The sequence below is a fragment of the Streptomyces sp. L7 genome (assembly GCF_050990935.1).
In the GTDB taxonomy this organism is placed as follows: domain Bacteria; phylum Actinomycetota; class Actinomycetes; order Actinomycetales; family Microbacteriaceae; genus Leifsonia.
This window is the reverse complement of sequence record NZ_CP194644.1, coordinates 108,183-126,762: the sequence shown is the minus strand read 5'-3', so window position 1 is coordinate 126,762 and position 18,580 is coordinate 108,183. Positions and strand designations below refer to the sequence as shown.

At 71.4% G+C, this 18,580-nt stretch carries 18 protein-coding genes and 1 riboswitch; of the genes, 10 read left to right on the top strand and 8 right to left on the bottom strand.

Translation table 11 applies throughout. The features are described 5' to 3' along the window. Nucleotides 1-13: 13 nt before the first annotated feature. The 3 genes from ACR5MH_RS00635 to rsmI form a co-directional block, all read right to left on the bottom strand. Entirely contained in the window at nucleotides 14-958 is a 945-nt protein-coding gene (locus tag ACR5MH_RS00635) for a 4-(cytidine 5'-diphospho)-2-C-methyl-D-erythritol kinase (protein ID WP_431349174.1), read from the bottom strand. 45 nt (nucleotides 959-1,003) lie between these two features. After that, a complete protein-coding gene (metG, locus tag ACR5MH_RS00630) occupies nucleotides 1,004-4,360 on the bottom strand; it encodes a methionine--tRNA ligase (RefSeq protein ID WP_433862160.1) in 3,357 nt (1,118 codons plus the stop codon). 100 nt (nucleotides 4,361-4,460) lie between these two features. Further along, nucleotides 4,461-5,282 (bottom strand): 16S rRNA (cytidine(1402)-2'-O)-methyltransferase, encoded by an 822-nt coding sequence (gene rsmI / locus ACR5MH_RS00625; protein WP_431349173.1) that lies wholly within the window; start codon nucleotides 5,280-5,282, stop codon nucleotides 4,461-4,463. A gap of 140 nt (nucleotides 5,283-5,422) precedes the next feature. Here rsmI and ACR5MH_RS00620 point away from each other — a divergent pair, with 140 nt between their 5' ends. The 3 genes from ACR5MH_RS00620 (at nucleotide 5,423) to ACR5MH_RS00610 (ending at nucleotide 9,743) form a co-directional block, all read left to right on the top strand. Beyond that, nucleotides 5,423-6,961 (top strand): dolichyl-phosphate-mannose--protein mannosyltransferase, encoded by a 1,539-nt coding sequence (locus ACR5MH_RS00620; RefSeq protein ID WP_433862159.1) that lies wholly within the window; start codon nucleotides 5,423-5,425, stop codon nucleotides 6,959-6,961. Between the two features lie 67 nt (nucleotides 6,962-7,028). Then, nucleotides 7,029-8,618: a S53 family peptidase gene (locus ACR5MH_RS00615; protein WP_431349171.1), complete on the top strand. Its 1,590-nt coding sequence runs from the start codon at nucleotides 7,029-7,031 to the stop codon at nucleotides 8,616-8,618. Between the two features lie 87 nt (nucleotides 8,619-8,705). Then, on the top strand, nucleotides 8,706-9,743 hold the full coding sequence (locus ACR5MH_RS00610) for a YeiH family protein (protein ID WP_431349170.1): 1,038 nt from the start codon (nucleotides 8,706-8,708) through the stop codon (nucleotides 9,741-9,743). A 3-nt stretch (nucleotides 9,744-9,746) separates the two neighbouring features. Here the strand turns inward: ACR5MH_RS00610 and ACR5MH_RS00605 are convergent, their stop codons facing one another. After that, nucleotides 9,747-10,061, bottom strand: a complete 315-nt coding sequence (locus ACR5MH_RS00605; RefSeq protein WP_431349169.1) for a DMT family transporter — start codon at nucleotides 10,059-10,061, stop codon at nucleotides 9,747-9,749. Between the two features lie 11 nt (nucleotides 10,062-10,072). Further along, nucleotides 10,073-10,137: riboswitch (guanidine-III (ykkC-III) riboswitch) on the bottom strand. A 111-nt stretch (nucleotides 10,138-10,248) separates the two neighbouring features. On the opposite strand from ACR5MH_RS00605, the gene ACR5MH_RS00600 reads away from it, so the two are divergent. After that, nucleotides 10,249-11,547, top strand: coding sequence for an O-acetylhomoserine aminocarboxypropyltransferase/cysteine synthase family protein (locus ACR5MH_RS00600; protein ID WP_431349168.1), 1,299 nt, complete (start codon nucleotides 10,249-10,251; stop codon nucleotides 11,545-11,547). After that, on the top strand, nucleotides 11,544-12,128 hold the full coding sequence (locus tag ACR5MH_RS00595; RefSeq protein WP_431349167.1) for a CoA-binding protein: 585 nt from the start codon (nucleotides 11,544-11,546) through the stop codon (nucleotides 12,126-12,128). Before ACR5MH_RS00600 ends, ACR5MH_RS00595 begins: the two co-directional genes overlap by 4 nt. Before the next feature lie 81 nt (nucleotides 12,129-12,209). On the opposite strand, the gene ACR5MH_RS00590 is transcribed toward ACR5MH_RS00595, so the two are convergent. The 3 genes from ACR5MH_RS00590 to ACR5MH_RS00580 form a co-directional block, all read right to left on the bottom strand. After that, complete coding sequence (locus tag ACR5MH_RS00590) at nucleotides 12,210-12,722, bottom strand: type II toxin-antitoxin system VapC family toxin (RefSeq protein WP_433862158.1); 513 nt, start codon at nucleotides 12,720-12,722, stop codon at nucleotides 12,210-12,212. After that, a complete protein-coding gene (locus tag ACR5MH_RS00585) occupies nucleotides 12,719-12,952 on the bottom strand; it encodes a FitA-like ribbon-helix-helix domain-containing protein (RefSeq protein WP_431349165.1) in 234 nt (77 codons plus the stop codon). The genes ACR5MH_RS00590 and ACR5MH_RS00585 overlap by 4 nt, the downstream gene beginning before the upstream one ends. 168 nt (nucleotides 12,953-13,120) lie before the next feature. Further along, nucleotides 13,121-13,702: a class I SAM-dependent methyltransferase gene (locus tag ACR5MH_RS00580; protein ID WP_431349164.1), complete on the bottom strand. Its 582-nt coding sequence runs from the start codon at nucleotides 13,700-13,702 to the stop codon at nucleotides 13,121-13,123. A gap of 143 nt (nucleotides 13,703-13,845) precedes the next feature. Here ACR5MH_RS00580 and ACR5MH_RS00575 point away from each other — a divergent pair, with 143 nt between their 5' ends. The 4 genes from ACR5MH_RS00575 to ACR5MH_RS00560 all read left to right on the top strand — a co-directional run bounded on the left by ACR5MH_RS00575 (nucleotide 13,846) and on the right by ACR5MH_RS00560 (nucleotide 17,769). Continuing rightward, nucleotides 13,846-14,016, top strand: a complete 171-nt coding sequence (locus ACR5MH_RS00575) for a hypothetical protein (RefSeq protein ID WP_431349163.1) — start codon at nucleotides 13,846-13,848, stop codon at nucleotides 14,014-14,016. 76 nt (nucleotides 14,017-14,092) lie between these two features. Then, nucleotides 14,093-15,478: an L-serine ammonia-lyase gene (locus tag ACR5MH_RS00570; protein ID WP_433862157.1), complete on the top strand. Its 1,386-nt coding sequence runs from the start codon at nucleotides 14,093-14,095 to the stop codon at nucleotides 15,476-15,478. A 758-nt stretch (nucleotides 15,479-16,236) separates the two neighbouring features. Continuing rightward, nucleotides 16,237-17,205, top strand: coding sequence for a sulfurtransferase (locus ACR5MH_RS00565; RefSeq protein ID WP_433862156.1), 969 nt, complete (start codon nucleotides 16,237-16,239; stop codon nucleotides 17,203-17,205). 75 nt (nucleotides 17,206-17,280) lie between these two features. Then, entirely contained in the window at nucleotides 17,281-17,769 is a 489-nt protein-coding gene (locus ACR5MH_RS00560; RefSeq protein ID WP_431349160.1) for a glutathione peroxidase, read from the top strand. A 21-nt stretch (nucleotides 17,770-17,790) separates the two neighbouring features. On the opposite strand, the gene ACR5MH_RS00555 is transcribed toward ACR5MH_RS00560, so the two are convergent. Next, nucleotides 17,791-18,081 carry a hypothetical protein gene (locus ACR5MH_RS00555; protein WP_431349159.1) on the bottom strand — a complete coding sequence of 97 codons (291 nt, stop codon included), beginning with the start codon at nucleotides 18,079-18,081 and terminating at the stop codon, nucleotides 17,791-17,793. Between the two features lie 72 nt (nucleotides 18,082-18,153). On the opposite strand from ACR5MH_RS00555, the gene ACR5MH_RS00550 reads away from it, so the two are divergent. Further along, nucleotides 18,154-18,570, top strand: coding sequence for a TraR/DksA family transcriptional regulator (locus ACR5MH_RS00550; protein ID WP_431349158.1), 417 nt, complete (start codon nucleotides 18,154-18,156; stop codon nucleotides 18,568-18,570). The last annotated feature ends 10 nt before the right edge of the window (nucleotides 18,571-18,580 follow it).

The window sequence follows — 18,580 nt, the reverse complement described above, 5'->3', positions numbered from 1 at the left end:
CGCTCGCGGCGACTCAGTCGCCGACGACGCGTGCGCCGTGCACCGGCCCGGTCGCCCGCACAGCGTGGATCCGGGAGGCGCTCAGCGCGATCTGCAGGTCGAGCGCGTTGTCGAGGTCCGCGACCAGGAATGCCACGGTCGGGCCCGAGCCCGACACGATCCCCGCGAGCGCGCCGTTCAGCTCGCCGAGCTCCAGCACCTCCGCGATGCTCGGGGCCAGGTGGATGGCCGGCGCCTGGAGGTCGTTCGTGAGCGCCTCGGCCAGCATCGCCGGGTCGCCCGCGCGCAGGGCCTGCAGGATCTCCGCGTCGACGCTCGGGCTGCGCTCGGCCGGCGCGATCTCGCCGATATGCCGCTGCCGGTGCCGGTCGAGTTCGCTGTAGACGGCCGGGGTGCTGAGCTCGCCCTCCGGCAGCGCGAGCACCCACTGGAACTGCCCGGTGGCGAGCGCCGGGCTGAGCCGGTCGCCGCGGCCGGTGCCGATGGCCGTGCCGCCGATCAGGGCGAAGGGGACGTCCGCGCCGAGGCGGGCGGCCAGCGCGAGCAGCTCCTCGCGGCCGAGCTCGGTGCCCCAGAGCGCGTCGCAGGCGACCAGGGTGGCCGCGGCGTCGGCCGAGCCGCCGCCCATGCCGCCCGCGATCGGGACGTGCTTCTCGATCTCCAGCCGGACGCCGCCGGTGTGGCCGGTCTTCTTAGCCAGCAGCTTGGCGGCCTTGATGGCCAGGTTCGTGCCGTCGGTGGCGAGGCCGCTCGTGTCGACACTGCCCGAGAAGCTCACCGAGAACTCGTCGTCGCGGTACGCGCGGACGTCCTCGTAGAGCGAGACGGCCTGGTAGGCGGTCGCGACGTCGTGGTAGCCGTCGTCGCGGACGGCGCCGACGCGCATGAACACGTTGATCTTGCCCGGCGCCCGCACATGCACGGCATCCACGTCCCACCCCGTACCAGCCTCGACCATGCCTCAAACCTACACACCGCGGGGCCGCTGCGAGGATCACGCGGATCAGGCGGAGGCGGCGAGTCTCACGAAGTCGTCGAGCTGGAGCTGCTCGCCCCGCTCGGACGGGCTGATGCCGGCGGCCTCCAGCGCGGTCGCGGCGGAGGTGGGGTCGCCGAAGACGACGGAGAGCGACTGCCGGAGGGTCTTCCTGCGCTGCTGGAAGGCCGCATCGACCAGCGCGAATGTGCGGCGGCGGAGGTCCTCGTCGCCCCGCGGCTCGGTCCGCCGATCGAACGCGACGAGCACCGAGTCCACGTTGGGCACCGGCCAGAAGACCTGCCTGCTGACGTTGCCCGCCGTGCGCCAGTCGCCGTACCAGGCGGCCTTCACACTCGGTGCGCCGTAGACCTTGGAGCCGGGGCCGGCCGCGATGCGGTGGCCGACCTCCGCCTGCACCATCACCACGCCGGAGCGGAGGGACGGGAAGGTCTCCAGGAAGTGCAGCAGCACGGGCACCGAGACGTTGTACGGCAGGTTCGCCACCAGCCGCACGGGCTGCTCGGGGAGCTCCCGCACGGTGAGCGCGTCCTGGTGGACGACGGTCAACCGCTCGGCCACGGAGGGCGCGAGCTGCTCGACCGTGACCGGAAGCTGCGCCGCGAGCCGGCGGTCGATCTCCACCGCGACGACGCGCGCGTCCGCCTCCAGGAGGCCGAGCGTGAGCGAGCCGAGGCCGGGGCCGACTTCGACCACGATGTCACCCGCCTCGACCTCCGCGACGCGGACGATGCGGCGCACCGTGTTCCCGTCGATCACGAAGTTCTGGCCGAGCTTCTTGGTGGGGGTCACGTCCAGCAGCTCCGCGAGGTCGCGGATCTCGGCCGGCCCGAGCAGGCGCAGCTCGCTCACGCGATGGTCCCGATCGGGCCCGACGGCGGCGGCCCGACGGGCTCGCTGTCCCAGCGGCCGTAGACGAGCTCGGTGTTGGAGTTGATCTGTGCCGCGAGAGTGGAGGCGTCGGTGCCCAGGTAGTCGGCCATCGCCCGCAGCGTGTGCGGGATGAGGTACGGCGCGTTCGGGCGGCCGCGGAACGGCGCGGGCGTGAGGAACGGCGCGTCGGTCTCCAGCATGATCAGGTGGCGCGGCGCGGCCACGAGCGCGGCCCGCAGGTTCGGCGCGTTCTTGAAGGTGACGTTGCCGGCGAACGACATGTACCAGCCGTTGTCGGCGCAGACCTCGGCCAGCTCCACGTCGCCGGAGAAGCAGTGGAAGACGGTCCGTTCGGGTGCGCCCACGCGCTTGAGCGTCGCGACGACAGCGGCGTGCGCGTCCCGGTCGTGGATCTGCAGGGCGATGCCGGTCTGCTTCGCGATCTCGATGTGCGCCTCGAAGGAGGCGAACTGCGCGTCGCGGCGCGGCCCGGCCTCGGTGCGGAAGAAGTCCAGCCCGGTCTCCCCGACGGCCCGCACCCGCGGGCGCCCGGCCAGCTCGGCGATGACCGCGAGGGCATCCTCCAGCTCGCCGCGCTCGGCGTACTCCGGAGCGTCGTTGGGGTGCAGGGCGACGGCGGCCAGCATGCGCGGCTCGATCGCGGCCATCTCCGCCGACCAGCGGGAGGTCTCCACATCGTTGCCGACCTGGACGACCCCGCGCACGCCCACGCTGGAGGCACGGTCGAGCTGCTCGCGGTAGTCGAGCGGCTCGTGACCGTCGGCGATCTCGAGGTGGGTGTGGTTGTCGTAGACCGGGACGACGAGCGCCTCCGGCAGCGGCGGGTACGCGAGGTCGCGACCGTCGGTGACGTGTCGCTGCCGGATGAACGCGGGGTCGGTCATGCCCCTGCACCACGTCCGCCTCGATGCGCGGGAACAGCGCCTCGAGCCCGTTCACCTCGGTGCCGGCGGGCAGGCGGCCCCAGTCGCCGGCCTTCCGCAGCGGCTGCGCGTCCAGCGGGCCGAGCTCCGCGGTCACGCCGAGCGCCGTCCACAGCTTCGCCGTCGCCTTCGGGACGACCGGCGACAGCAGCACGGCGAGCGCGCGCAGTCCCTCTGCCGCGGTGTAGAGCACGGTCTGGAGGCGCTCGCGCTTGGCGTCGTCCTTCGCCAGCGACCACGGCTCCTGGATGGTGATATAGCCGTTCAACTCGTCCACGATGGTCCACACCGCGGCGAGCGCGTCGTGGATCGCGAACCGGCTCATCGCGGCGTCGGCGTCGGCTGCGGCCGTCGCGACGACCTGCTGCACGTGGAGGTCGGCCTCCTCGTACACGGATGCCGGCGGCACGACGCCCTCGAAGTAGCGGGTGACCATCGCGATCACGCGCGACGCCAGGTTGCCGAAACCGTTGGCCAGTTCGGCCTGGTAACGCGCGGCGAGGTCCTCCCAGCTGAACGAGCCGTCCTGCCCGAAGTTGATCGCGCGCAGGAAGTAGTAGCGGAACGCGTCGGAGCCGAACGTGTCGGTGATCTGCGTCGGCGCGATGCCGGTCAGCTTGGACTTGGACATCTTCTCGCCGCCGACCAGCAGCCAGCCGTGCCCGAAGACCCGGTGCGGCACCTCGAGCCCGGCGGCCATCAGCATGGCGGGCCAGATGACGGCGTGGAAGCGCAGGATGTCCTTGCCGACCAGGTGCGTCGCCGGCCAGCGGCGCTCGAAGTTCTCCTCGTCCTGCCCGTAGCCGACCGCTGTCACGTAGTTGAGCAGCGCGTCGAACCACACGTACACGACGTGCGACTCGTCCCACGGCACCTTGATGCCCCAGTCGAAGCTCGACCGCGAGATGGAGAGGTCGCTGAGCCCTTGGCGCACGAACGACACGACCTCGTTGCGTGCCGACTCCGGCTGCACGAAGTCCGGGCGCTCCTCGTAGAGCCCCAGCAGCCGGTCGGCGAAGTCGCTCATCCGGAAGAAGTAGTTCTTCTCCTGCAGCAGCTCCAGCGGCTTCGAGTGGATGGCGCACACCTTCTGGCCCTCGTACTCCCCCGTGCCGTCGACGATCTCGCTCTGCGGCTTGAACTCCTCGCAGCCGACGCAGTAGAGCGCCTCGTACTCGCCGGCGTAGATGAAGCCGTCGTCGTACAGCTTCTGCAGGAACTTCTGGACGTTCTCCTCGTGCCGCGCATCCGTGGTGCGGATGAAGTCGTCGTTGGCGATGTCGACGGTCTTCAGCAGCGGCAGCCACTCGTTCGTCACCAGCCGGTCGGCCCACTCCTTCGGGGTGGTGCCGTTGGCGGTCGCGGTGCGCAGGATCTTCTGGCCGTGCTCGTCGGTCCCGGTGAGCAGCCAGGTGTCGTCGCCGGCCTGGCGGTGCCAGCGCGCGAGCACATCCGCAGCGACCTCCGTGTAGGCGTGCCCGATGTGCGGGACGTCGTTGACGTAGAAGATCGGCGTGGTGATATAGAACGCGGAGCCGTCGGACATGGTGACTATCCTACGGGCGCGGGAGGGGGCGGGCGGGCGTGTTACCGGGGGTGCGGAGGCGCTCCACCCATTCGGAGCCCACGCACTGACCCTTGCCGCACTAACCTCGCCGCGCCTCCAGCGCCGCCTGGTACAGCTCGCGCCGCGAGAGCCCGGTCGCCTCCGCGACCTCCGCCGCCGCCTCCTTCAGCCGTGCGCCGTCGCCGACGAGCGCGAGGACCTGCTGCAGCGCGGTGGCCGGGTCGGCCTCCCGCGCCGGCGCTCCGGCGATCACCACGACGATCTCGCCGCGCACCCCGTCCGCCGCCCACACGGCCAGCTCCTGCAGTGTCCCGCGACGGGTCTCCTCGTGCAGCTTCGTCAGCTCCCGGCACACGACCGCGCGGCGCTCCGCCCCGAATACCGTCGCCAGGTCGGCGAGGGAGGCCGCGAGCCGGTTGGGCGACTCGAAGAACACCATCGTGCGCTGCTCGGCCGCGAGCGCCCGCGCGGCCGAGGTGCGCTCGCCGTGCTTGCGCGGCAGGAAGCCCTCGAACGTGAACCGGTCGGTCGGGAGGCCGGACACGGCGAGCGCCGACAGCACCGCGCTCGGTCCGGGCACCACCGTGACGCCCACGCCGGCGGCCGCGGCGGCCTCCACGAGCGGGAACCCCGGGTCGGAGACCGTGGGCATCCCGGCGTCGGAGAGGACCACCACGTCCTGGTCGCGAGCCAGCTCCACCAGCTCCGCGGCACGGTCGCGCTCGTTGTGCTCGTGCAGGGCGATCAGCCGCGGGCGGTTCTCCACGCCGAGGCCGGCGAGGAGGCGCTGCGTGACACGGGTGTCCTCCGCGGCGACGACGGTCGCCGAGGCCAGCAGCTCGACCAGGCGGGCGGAGGCATCGCCCAGATTTCCGATCGGCGTCGCGGCGAGGATGATCATAGGTCCAGTCTGTCAGGATGTCCTGGTGACCTCCCCTCACCCCTCGCGGGCGACACCGCCTCGGCCGACGTCGCAGCAGCCGACGGCCGCCAGGCCGCGCACGCCGCGCCCGCCCGCGCCGGCAGTCGGCTGGACGACTGGTGGGCGCGCGTGCTGTGCACGCCGCTGCGGCTGAAGCTCTGGTACTGGGGCGCGCCGATCGCGGTCACGCTGCTCGCCGCGATCCTGCGGCTGTGGGACCTCGGCACCCCGCACGTGCTCGTCTTCGACGAGACCTTCTACGTCAAGGACGCCTGGAGCCTCTTCCACCTCGGCTACGAGGGAGCTGGCCCGACAAGGCCGACCAGTCGTTCAACGCGGGCGACACGAATATCTTCGAGTCCTCCCCCTCGTTCGTCGCGCATCCACCGCTCGGCAAGTGGATCATCGCACTCGGGATGGCCGCGACCGGCGCCGGCAACTCGTTCGGCTGGAGGGTGTCGACCGCGGTCGTCGGCATCCTGGCCGTGCTCATCGTTTTCCTCCTCGCCCGCGCCCTGTTCTCCTCCACGATCATCGCCACGATCGCGGGCTTCCTGTTCGCCATCGACGGGCACGCGATCGTGATGAGCCGCGTGGCCCTGCTCGACAACATCGTCATGTTCTTCGCGCTGCTCGCGTTCGGCTGCGTCCTGCTCGACCGGCGTTGGCATGCGGACCGGCTCGCCGCGAAGCTCCTCATCGCGCGCAGAGCGGGCCGGGACCCCTCCTGGGGGCCGGTGCTCTGGTGGCGTCCGTGGCTGATCGCCGCAGGCATCCTGACCGGGCTCTGCGCGGGCGTGAAGTGGAGCGGGTTCTACTTCCTCGCGTTCTTCGCCGTCTACACCGTCGTGGTGGACATCGTCGCCCGGCGCCGGGAGGGCGTGGCCTTCCACATCAGCGGCGGCCTGCTCAAGCAGGCGCCCGCGACCTTCGTGCTGATGGTCCCGATCGCCCTCCTCTCCTACCTCGCCACCTGGACCGGCTGGCTGGTGACCCGCGGCGGCTACTACCGCAACTGGGCGCAGTCGCTGCACATGCAGTGGACGGGCGGTCTCTCCTGGGTGCCGCTGTGGTTCCAGAACCTCTGGCACTACCAGTCGGAGATGTACAACTACAGCATCAACCTGCACGTGCCGCACCCGTACCAGTCCAACCCGCTGACCTGGCTGTTCATGATCCGGCCGACGAGCATGTACTACACCGGAAACGCGTACGGCCAGGGCGGCTGCACCGCGCCGGGAGGCTGCTCGGCGGCGATCACGTCGCTCGGCAACCCGATCATCTGGTGGGCGGCCGCCGCTGCGGTGTTCTACCTGGTCTACCGGCTCGCCCGCTACCGCGAGTGGCAGGCCGGGCTCATCCTCACCGGCCTCGCCGCGGGATACCTGCCGTGGCTGCTCTACATCAACCGCACGATCTTCCAGTTCTACGCGATCGCGTTCGAGCCGTACCTGATCCTCGCGCTCGCGGCGGTCATCGCGCTCGTGCTCGGCAAACGCACGGACCCGGAGCGGCGGCGGCAACGCGGGATCGCCTGGACGACGGTGTTCCTCGGGCTCGCGACAGTGGTCTCGGCCTTCTTCTGGCCGATCTGGACGGCGCAGCAGGTGCCGTTCTGGTTCTGGCAGATCCACATGTGGCTGCCGAGCTGGGTCTGAGGCCGTTCGTCCGCCGATCCGGAATCGGCCCCTCCCGCTGTCGGCCCCGGGTGGTAGACCGGTGAGTATGGATGCCGAAGAGCCGCTGAACCTCGTCCCCCTTCCCGGAAGCGACCGGCCCGAACGCGCCGGCTTCCAGGCGCACGGAGCCCTCCCACCCGACACACCCGTCGAGGCGACGCTGATCCTGCGCCGCCGGGCGCCGCTCCCCGCCGACGCCTTCACGTCGCACCTGACCCCGCAGGAGCTCGGCGACCGCTACGGCGCGTCGCCCGAGGACCTCCGACTCGTGACGTCGACCCTCAAACGCCTCGGCGTGACCATCGATGAGGAGAACGCCGCCGAGCGCCGCGTGCGCGTGTCGGGTCCGGTCTCGGTCCTGGCGCGCGTGTTCGGCACCGACCTCGCGGAGGCCCGCCCGGCCGATGCTGCGGAGGACGCCCCGAGCTTCCGCCAGCGCACCGGCGGCCTGAGCATCCCGGCGGAGCTCGACGGCGTCGTGACCGCGGTGCTCGGCCTCGACGACCGGCCCCAGGCGCGCGCCCAGTTCCACATCACGCCGGCCGCCGCGGTGAGCACCAGCTACACGCCGCCCCAGCTCGGCACGGTCTACGACTTCCCCGCGGGCACCGACGGCAGTGGCCAGACCATCGCCATCATCGAGCTGGGCGGCGGCTACGTGCAGGCCGACCTCGACACCTACTTCGCCGGCCTCGGCATCCCCTCGCCGTCGGTGACCGCCGTCGGCGTGGACGGCGCCGCCAACGTGCCCGGCCAGGACCCGAACGGCGCCGACGGCGAGGTCATGCTCGACATCGAGGTGGCCGGCGCTCTCGCCCCCGGCGCGAAGCTGCTGGTGTACTTCGCGCCCAACACCGACGCCGGCTTCCTGGACGCCATCAGCACCGCCGCGCACGCGACCCCGACCCCGGCCGTGATCAGCGTCAGCTGGGGGCAGTCCGAGGACCAGTGGACGGCGCAGGCGCGCAACGCCTTCGACCAGGCCATCCAGGACGCCGCAGCTCTCGGCGTGACCACGACCGTGGCGGCCGGCGACGACGGCAGCACCGACCGCGTCGGCGACGGCAAGGCGCACGTCGACTTCCCGGCGTCCTCCCCGCACGCCCTCGCCTGCGGCGGCACCCGCCTGGAGGCCGACACGTCGACCGGAGCCGTCCAGTCCGAGACCGTCTGGAACAACGGCGCCGGCAACGGCGCGACCGGCGGCGGCGTCAGCGACGTCTTCGCGTTGCCGACCTGGCAGAAGAACGTCGGAGTGCCGTCCGGCCCCGGCGGGACTGACGCGGGCGGTGCCGCCAACGGCCCCGGCGGCCGCGGCGTCCCCGATGTGTCGGCGGTCGCCGACCCGCAGACCGGCTACCAGGTGCGGGTGGACGGGAAGGACATGGTGATCGGCGGCACGAGCGCCGTAGCGCCGCTGTGGGCCGCGCTGATCGCACGGCTGGCTCAGTCCGCCGGGTCCCGCTTCGGGCTGGTGCAGCCGAAACTGTACGACTCCATCCGGGCCGGGCAGGTCGCCGCCGGGTTCCGGGACATCACCTCCGGGAACAACGGGGCCTACACGGCGCAGTCGGGATGGGATGCGTGCACGGGGCTCGGCGTGCCCGACGGGACGCGGCTGAAGTCGGTGCTCTGACCGCGCACCGGAGCAGGCACGGCGTAAGGGCGACGCGGCGGCCGACCGGTGTCGGGAGCGGGTGTGCGTTGACGCAAGAATGGGACGGTGACCTCACCCGCCACTGCGCCCACCCCGTCACCCGCCCGATCCTCCCTCGCCTGGCTGTCCGGCGTGGCCGTCGCGGCCCTCGCCGCTGCCGCGGCCTGGGGCATCCACTGGCTGGCGCCGGCGGTGCCGTTGCTCACGGCGGCGGTCGTGCTGGGGATCGTCGTCGGTCAGATTCCCGCCGCGCGCGGCGCCCTCGCCGGGGTGCTGGCCCCCGGTCTCACGGTGAGCGCGAAGCGGCTGATGCGGATCGGCGTCGTGCTGCTCGGCCTCAAGCTCAGCCTCGGTGACATCGCCGGGCTCGGCTGGGTGGCCATCCTGACGACCGTCGGGATCGTGGTGTTCAGCTTCGCCGGCACCTTCCTGATCGGCCGGCTCTTCCGCCTCCCCGGCCACCAGCCGCTGCTGATCGCGACCGGCTTCTCGATCTGCGGCGCGTCCGCGATCGGCGCGATGAGCGGCGTGGTCAAGCCGAAGGACGAGGAGGCCGCCACCCCGGTCGCGCTGGTCACGCTCTGCGGGACGCTCGCGATCTTCGTGCTGCCGCTCTTCTGGCATCCGCTGGGCCTCTCGCCCGTGCAGTTCGGCCACTGGGTCGGCGGCGGCGTCCACGACGTCGGCCAGGTGGTCGCGACCGCGCAGATCGCGGGCCCGGCCGCGCTGACCGTGGCGATCGTCGTCAAGCTCACCCGCGTCCTCATGCTCGCCCCGACGGTCGCGATCGCGGCGATCGTCGAGCGCCGCCGCCGCGTGGAGGGCGACCCCAGCGTCAAGCGGCCGCCGATCGTCCCGCTCTTCGTCGCAGGCTTCATCGTCGCTGTGCTGATCCGCTCCTTCGTGCCGCTGCCGAGCGTCGTGACCGACGGCGCGGACACACTGCAGACGATCCTCCTCGCGATGGCCCTCTTCGGCCTCGGGACGGCCGTCCGGCTGCGCACGCTCGTCGGAACGGGCTGGCGAGCGCTCGCCACCGGACTGCTCTCCTGGGCGCTGATCGCCGCGCTCGCGCTCGGCGCGGTGTGGGTGTCGGCCGGCTGACGGCTAGTGCGCGAGCTTCAGGCCGATGACGCAGCCGACCAGACCGAGGATGAGCAGGAGCTTCACGATCGAGAAGCCGTCGCCGCCGAACACCATCGCGTAGAGCACGGTGAGCGCCGCGCCGATGCCGACCCAGACCGCGTAGGCCGTGCCGGTGGAGATCTCGCGCATCGCATACGCGAGGCCGCCCATCGACGCGAGGAGGCCGGCGACGAACACGACGGTCGGCCAGAGGCGCGTGAGCCCGGCCGACTTCCCGAGGGCCGTCGCCCAGACGGCTTCGAGCACGCCGGAGAGGATGAGGACGATCCACGACACGATGACGACTCCTTGGCCAGTCTTGTCGCGCGCCGGGTACTGAACCGTCGTCCGGGATCGCGGTCAGGCGATCGGAATCCAGCCTAGCGAGCGAGGCTGGGCACGCTCCGTGCACAGCCGGCGACGGATGACCGCGTGTTACGGACCCCGCCCGACGGGCCCTCGCGGCCTCGGGTAGCGTGGCCGCATGGCTGATCGCGAATATGGCTTCCGGACGCGTGCGATTCACGCGGGCAACATCCCCGACCCCGTGACCGGGGCCCGCGCACTGCCGATCTACCAGACCAGCGCGTTCGTGTTCGACGACACCGCGGACGCCGCCGCACGCTTCGCCCTGCAGAAGTACGGCAACATCTACTCGCGGCTGGAGAACCCCACGGTCGCCGCGTTCGAGGAGCGCGTCGCGAGCCTCGAGGGCGGCATCGGCGCTGTGGCGACCGCCAGCGGGCTGAGCGCGCAGTACATCACCTTCGCGTCGCTGGCCGGTGCCGGCGACCACATCGTGGCGTCCGCGAATCTCTACGGCGGCTCGATCACGCAGCTCGATGTGACCCTGCGCCGCTTCGGTGTGGACACGACCTTCGTGCAGAGCTCCGACCCGGCAGACTACGCGGCGGCGATCACCGACCGCACCAAGCTCGTGTTCGCGGAGACGATCGCCAACCCCTCCGGCGAGATCGCCGACATCGAGGGTCTGGCCGAGGTCGCCCACGCCGCCGGGGTCCCCCTGATCATCGACTCGACCATCGCGACGCCCTACCTGAACCGCCCGATCGAGTGGGGCGCCGACATCGTCATCCACTCGGCGACCAAGTTCCTCGGTGGCCACGGCACGACTCTCGGCGGCGTCGTCGTGGAGAGTGGTCGTTTCGACTGGCACACCGAGAAGTTCCCGCTGTTCGGCCAGCCGGTGCCGTCGTACGGCGGGTTGCAATGGTCGGGCAACTTCGGCGAGTACGCCTTCCTCACCCGTCTTCGCGCCAAGCAGCTCCGCGACATCGGCCCCTCGCTCGCGCCGCACTCGGCGTTCCTGCTGGCGCAGGGCGTCGAGACGCTGCCCTATCGGATCCAGGCGCACGTCGACAACGCCCGCTCGGTGGCCGAGTGGCTGGACGAGGACCCCCGGATCGAGAAGGTCTTCTGGGCCGGGCTGCCCGAGCACCCGCACCACCGACGCGCGCAGAAGTACCTTCCGAAGGGCCCTGGCAGCGTGTTCTCGTTCGTCGTGAAAGGCGGACGGGAGGTCGGTCAGCGTCTGATCGAGTCTCTGAACCTCGCCAGCCACCTGGCGAACATCGGCGACGCGAAGACGCTCGTCATCCACCCCGCCTCCACGACGCACGCGCAACTCACCGAGCAGCAGCTCCTCGACGCCGGCGTGCTCCCCGGCGTCGTACGCATCAGCGTCGGCATCGAGGACGTCGACGACATCATCTACGATCTGGACCAGGCGCTCAGCGCAGCGGTGAAGGAGGCGGCAGCATGACGACGGCGAACGCGACCACCACGACGACGCAGGTCCAGCTCGTCAACGGCCTGAGCTGCTCTCTCCCGGCCGACTCGCCGCTGGCCAAGCTCCTGAAGTCGCAGCGCACCTGGACCGGCCCGGACGCCAGGGAGCGTCTCCGCATCCTGCGCGCCGCGAAGTCGGTCGCGATCGTCGGCGCGTCGGCGAACCCGGCGCGGTCCAGCTACTTCGTCGGAACGTACCTGCAGCAGTCGAGCGACTTCCGCGTGTCCTTCGTCAACCCGAACGCCGACACCATCCTCGGCCAGAAGGCCTACCCGGATCTCGCCTCCCTTCCCGAGGTGCCTGACATCGTGGACGTGTTCCGCCGAGCGAGCGACATCCCGAGCGTGATCGACGAGGCCGTGGCCGTCGGCGCGCCGACCGTGTGGGTGCAGCTCGGCATCTGGAACCAGGAGGCCGCCGAGTACGGCGAGTCCCTCGGCCTCACTGTCGTGATGGATCGCTGCATCAAGATCGAGCACGCCCGCTTCCACGGCGGACTCCACCTGCTCGGCTTCGACACCGGCCAGATCACCGCCCGCAAGACACTGCGCTGACCCCACAGTGCGCTGAACTCACAGTGCGCTGAACTCACATTGCGCTGAGCTGACGCGGCACTGACCTGACGCTGCGCTGACCTATTTCTCGACCACCTCCAGCCCCCGCCTCTTCACCGCGGGCAGCGACTCCATCGCCCGCGTAAGCCGCTTGTCGGTCGTCACGAGCGGCGCGGTGAGCAGTTCGGACAGCGCGACGAACGTCGCGTCGAACCCGCCGAGGCTGCCCCGCAGATCCCACACGCGCTGCTCGACCGTCTCGAACGGCCAGGGCTCGATGGGGAGCTCCAAGAGCTCGGCGTAGGCCATCGATGCCTCGGCGTCGCTCAGGTCGCCCCGCCGCCGCAGCTTGCGCAGGACGTTGGCCGCCTCGGCGAACATCAGATCGGGGGCAGCCAGGTCGCGGCCGCGCAGACGCTCGGCCACGGCCCGACCGTTTTCACCGGGGTCGACGAGGAGATCGATGACGGCGCAGGTGTCGACGATCACCGTCTCGGGCACACCGAAGTCGTCCGGGAGCGGGCCGCGCGACGACGCCGAGGGATGCCCGGCGTGAGCCGCCGTGCGGCGCACGGCAGCCGCCACCGCGCTCACTCGCGGCTCCCGGCGATCATGTCGGCCACGGCCTCCCGGTCGAGCGGCGGGAAGTGCTCCGCGCGGCGACGGATGCTGTCGAGCACGTCGTCGACCGTGCGCTTGCCGGCGATACGGGTGAGTTCATGCACGAGGTACTCCTGGAGTGATCGGCCCGAACGCGCCGCACGCGCCGCGAGCTCGTCGCGCACCTCGTCCGGAACAGAACGGATCGTGATTGAAATGGGCATGCATGCAGTTTAGCAGCAGTCGCGGCATTATGCAGGTCTCTTTCTGTAGACGGATGCGATGTGTCCATCCTGGGTGGGCGCGGACGTGCGGAGTCGTCCCGGACGAAATCAGTGGAGAAGTCGCGGGAAGTCAGCGGCTGTGGAGGAATTCCGTCCGCACCCCGGCGCTCACGCCCGCGCCACGATGTGGAACACGTGCCAGTGCTTGGGCCCCTCGAACGACATCCCGCGCCGGTCGTCCTCGACCAGCCGGAGCACCTCCAGCCCGGTGAGCATGGCCTCCACCCCTGCGCGGTCGTGGAAGTTCATCCCCGGCCGCCCGAACCACTCGTCATGCGGCCCGAACAGCTCCCCCGCGAACAGGCCGCCGGGCTCGATCGCGTCACGGATGTCGGCCCAGAGATAGGGGAACCGAGCCGGGTCGCAGAACGGCAGCGCGAACCCGGCGTAGACGAACTCCGCACGCGGCAGCTCGCCGAGCGCCTCGAAGGCGGCGCAGCGCGTGGTGACACGGCCGGACGCAGCGGGATCCAGCCCGGAGCGCACCCGCTCGTCCACCGCAGGGTCGGAGTCCACGGCGAGCACCTGCCAGCCGCGCTCCGCGAGGTCGCGCGTCTCGACCCCGTCGCCGCAGCCGAGGTCCACGGCGGTCCCCGCCGGCCCGTCCCATGCCGCGAGAGCCGACTCGTACGTCGGCCGGACGCCGCGTCCGCCCTGCTTCTCGTAGAAGTGCGACCAGTCGAACGCCATGCCCCGAGCCTACGCGCGGCGCGGCGCGGAACGCCCGGTCCTGGCTGAAATCGGCGAGTGGAGTCCAGCCAGCGCTCTTCCCCGCGTCGCGGTGCCCGGTCCGGTCTCCCGCGCCGGACCGGCGCGAGCGTAGTGTGACCGGCATGGACATCGGCGTCGGAACGACCGTCTGGCTCGGGGACCGCCCGGGCGTCGTGGTGGAGGGACCGGACGAAGGCGGTCAGTTCCTCATCGAGTACACCTCCCTGGAAGGCGGACTGGACACCACCTGGTGTCCGCCGGGTGACGCCCGGGTGAAGGTTCGCGAAACCTGAGTTCCGCGCGCGAAACCTGCGCCGATGCGCACGTTCACGCGGGAATCCCGCACAATCGGCGACGTACACTGGAGAAGTGACAGCGTACGTCTCCGCCTTCGACCTGTTCTCGATCGGCATCGGTCCCTCGAGCTCGCACACCGTCGGACCCCTCCGAGCGGCGAAGGCGTTCGCCGACCGACTCGTCGCCGACGGGCTGGTGGACCACGTCGACCAGGTCACCTGCACCCTCTACGGCTCCCTCGGCTCGACCGGGATCGGGCACGGCACGCCGGACGCCGTCGTCGCCGGGCTCCGCGGCAACGAGCCGGAGAACTGCCGCCCGGACGACGTGCGCGGCGCGTGGTCCGGCATCGCCGACGGCGCGACTCTGCGCCTCGCGGGCGTGCGCGATATCCCGCTCAGCAAGGACGACATCGACTTCGAGCCGCGCACCCGCCTCCCCGGCCACCCCAACGCGCTCACTCTGCGCGCGTGGGGCAGCAGCGCCGACGGCACACGCCAGCCGCTCCCCCTGCTGGAGGAGACCTACTACTCCATCGGCGGCGGCTTCATCCGCCGCGACGGCGAGGAGGCCGACCTCGCCGCGCGCGCAGCGCACCCGCTGCCCTACGACTCGGCCGCAGAGCTGCTCGCGATCTGCGCGCGGCTCGACATCCCGATCTGCGAGGTCGCCCGGCGCAACGAGGCGGCCCTGCACGGCGAGGAGGCCACCGACGCGCGCCTCGACCTGATCTGGGAGGCGATGGCCGAGTGCGTCTCGCGCGGCCTGGCCGGGGACGGCACGCTCCCCGGCGGCCTCGGCGTCAAGCGTCGCGCCGCCGCGATGCGCGAGCACTTGGAGAGGGTCCAGGACGACCCGGGCCGAGCCACGTCGCTGGAGTGGCTGCACGCCTTCGCCCTGGCCGTGAACGAGGAGAACGCCTCGGGCGGCCGTGTCGTCACCGCGCCGACGAACGGCGCCGCGGGGATCGTGCCCGCGGTCGCCCACTACTACCTGCGCTTCGTGCCGGGCGCGACGCTCGACGGCATCCGCAAGTACCTCCTGACCGCGACCGCGATCGGCTCGCTGTTCAAGGCGAACGCCTCGATCTCGGGCGCCGAGGGCGGGTGCCAGGCGGAGGTCGGATCGGCGTGCGCGATGGCCGCGGGCGCGCTCTGCGCGGTGCTGGGCGGCACGCCGACGCAGGTCGAGAACGCGGCCGAGATCGCGATGGAGCATCACCTCGGTCTCACCTGCGACCCGGTCGGGGGCCTCGTGCAGATCCCGTGCATCGAACGGAACGCGATCGCGTCTTCCACCGCCGTCTCCGCCGCCCGCCTGGCGCTGCACGGCGACGGCTCGCACCTGGTCTCGCTGGACACGGTGATCGAGACGATGCGCCAGACCGGCCTGGACATGTCGACCAAGTACAAGGAGACCAGCGAGGGCGGCCTGGCCGTCAACGTCATCGAATGCTGAGACCGGCCCAATCGCGCGCAGTACGCAGGGTTGCGCCTCCCGTGCGCGACGTCACCGAACGCGCAGCCCCCCGTTCAGCAGCCTCCACCCCCGCGTTACGCACGGTTGCGCCTCCCGTGCGCGACGTCACCGAACGCGCAGCCCCCCGTTCAGCAGCCTCCACCCCCGCGTTACGCACGGTTGCGCCTCCTGTAGGGCGACGTCACCGAAGGCGCAGCCCCCGTTCAGCAGCCTCCACCCCCGCGTTACGCACGGTTGCGCCTCCTGTAGGGCGACGTCACCGAAGGCGCAGCCCCCGTTCAGCAGCCTCCACCCCCGCGTTACGCACGGTTGCGCCTCCTGTAGGGCGACGTCACCGAAGGCGCAGCCCCCCGTTCAGCAGCCTCCACCCCCGCGTTACGCACGGTTGCGCCTCCTATAGGGCGACGTCACCGAAGGCGCAGCCCCCCGTTCAGCAGCCTCCACCCCCGCGTTACGCACGGTTGCGCCTCCTATAGGGCGACGTCACCGAAGGCGCAGCCCCCGTTCAGCAGCCTCCACCCCCGCGTTACGCACGGTTGCGCCTCCTATAGGGCGACGTCACCGAAGGCGCAGCCCCCCGTTCAGCAGCCTCCACCCCCGCGTTACGCACGGTTGCGCCTCCTATAGGGCGACGTCACCGAAGGCGCAGCCCCCCGTTCAGCAGCCTCCACCCCCGCGTTACGCACGGTTGCGCCTCCTATAGGGCGACGTCGGAGGCCCCCGTTAGCGTGGTGCGCATGACTCTCACGACCGCGCATTCCGACGAGCCGACCGTCCCCGACCCCGCGACCCTCGCCGATCTTCGCGGCGATGGCGACGACGCGGAGGCCGTGGGCCGGGGCGAGGTCCGGGCCGGCGCAGTCGGTGCCGCGCTCGCCGGGCCGCTGGTGTCGACGCAGTGGCTCTGCGACCACCTCGGGTCGGACGGACTCCTCGTGATCGACGCCACGGTCGTCGCGGTCAGCGGCGCCGACGGGCGTACGGAGTACGTGAGCGGGATCGGGCGGCACGGAGAGGGCCATGTGCCCGGTGCCGTCTTCGCCGATCTGCTCGAGCGCTTCAGCGACCCGGCGGCGCCGTTCCCGTTCACGCGTCCCGGCGCCGAGGCGTTCGCCGCGGCCGCGGCAGCGCTCGGCGTGGACGCCGACACCACCGTCGTCGTCTACGACGGCGCGGTCGGGCAGTGGGCCTCCCGGTTGTGGTGGCTGTTCCGCTCGTTCGGGCACGACCGCGTCGCGGTCCTCGACGGCGGCGTGACCAAGTGGCGGGAAGAGGGCCGGCCGGTCGAGCCGGGGCCGGTGACGCCCGCGCCGTCCACCGACTTCGTCTCCGCCGAGCAGCCGGGGTTCTGGAGCGACCGCGGCGAGGTGGAGGCCCTCCTCGCCGGCGACCGACCCGGCACGCTGGTCTGCGGCACCGCGCCGAAGGATTTCGCCGCCCGGCACATCCCGGGCAGCGTGAGCGCGCCGGCCGTGCGGCTCGTCGACCGCGGGAGCAACGCCTTCCTGCCGGCCGCGGAACTGCACGACCTCTTCGCAGACGTGCTCACCTCCCCCGACCCCATCGTCGCGTACTGCGGCGGCGGGATCGCGGCGGCGGCCGACGCCCTCGCCCTGGCACTGCTCGGGCGCGACGACGTGACCGTCTACGACGGGTCGCTGAACGAGTGGGCGTCCGATCCGGCGGCGCCGCTCGCGAGCGCCTGAGTCGCAGCGCGCCGCATTCCTGGGTCTTCACCGCAACCGCGCATACACTCCCGTATCGGGACGTAGGCTCGAACCATGACCCTGATGGATATCCCGTTCCACACCATCGATGGAGCTCCGACCAGCCTCGCCGCCTTTTCGGGCAAGGTCATCCTCGTCGTCAACGTCGCCTCTCGCTGCGGCCTCAGCCCGCAATACGAGAAGCTGGAGCGTCTGCAGGAGGCCTACGGCGACCGCGGCTTCACGGTGATCGGCTTCCCGAGCAACCAGTTCCTCCAGGAGCTCAGCTCCACCGAGGCGATCAAGGAGTACTGCTCGACGACGTGGGGCGTCACATTCCCGATGATGGAGAAGGTGCGTCTGAACGGCCGCAACGCGCACCCGCTCTACAGCGAGCTGACCACGCACCCGGACGGCGACGGCAAGGCTGGCAAGGTGAAGTGGAACTTCGAGAAGTTCGTCATCACGCCGGACGGCGCGGTGCACCGGTTCCGCCCGCAGCTGGAGCCGGACGACCCGCGGATCGTCGGACTCATCGAGGCGTCACTGCCGGCTGCGGTGTGAGGAGCGCCGGCCGACCCGGCGTCACGCCCGGCGGAACCAGCGGCCACCGACGCGCTCGGTGAGCCGCCAATCCCCGGCCTGCGCGAGCGCGGCGACCGCGGCGACCGCCGATTCGGCGACCCGGAGCGCGTCGTGGGCGCCGTCCGCGGTGAAGCGCACGGTGATCCGTGCCTCACGGCTGACGACATCGACGCTCGTCGCCTCGACGGTTGTCAGCTCGGCCACCGCGGCGGCGGCCGCGGGCTCGATCTCGGTCGGGGTCACGTCGGGCCTCAGGCGACCGACAGGGATGATCACACGAAACGAAGGCACGCGCCGAGCCTACGTCGGATATCAGAACCCCGGCGTACGCTGACCGGCGGGGAATCGGAAGGGGGTGCGCGGATGCACACCGAATCACCGGATACACGAGAGCTCTCCATCGTCCAGGACGACGGACTGCCCCTCGACGAGCTGGAGCGCTTCGACAGGATGCTGGACGAGCGACGCCACGTGGACGTCGCGGAAGCGCAGCGACTCGCGGAGGCGCTGGGATCGCTGCTGTCGTCACGGTCGGAGTCGACCGCCGACGACGAGCACGACCCGGAAGGCCCGACGCTGAGCTCGGAGTGGAGCAGGCTGCACGCCCTCCGCGCAGAGACCGCGGCGGACATCGCTGCCGTCGACGCGGCACGCGAGCGCATCCGGCTGGGACGATACGGCACCTGCGCGTCCTGCGGGCGCGCGATCGGCGTCCCGCGGCTGGAGGCCCGGCCGACGACCGAGCTGTGCATCGTCTGCGCGGTGGCCGCGGAGCGCTGAGCGACGCATC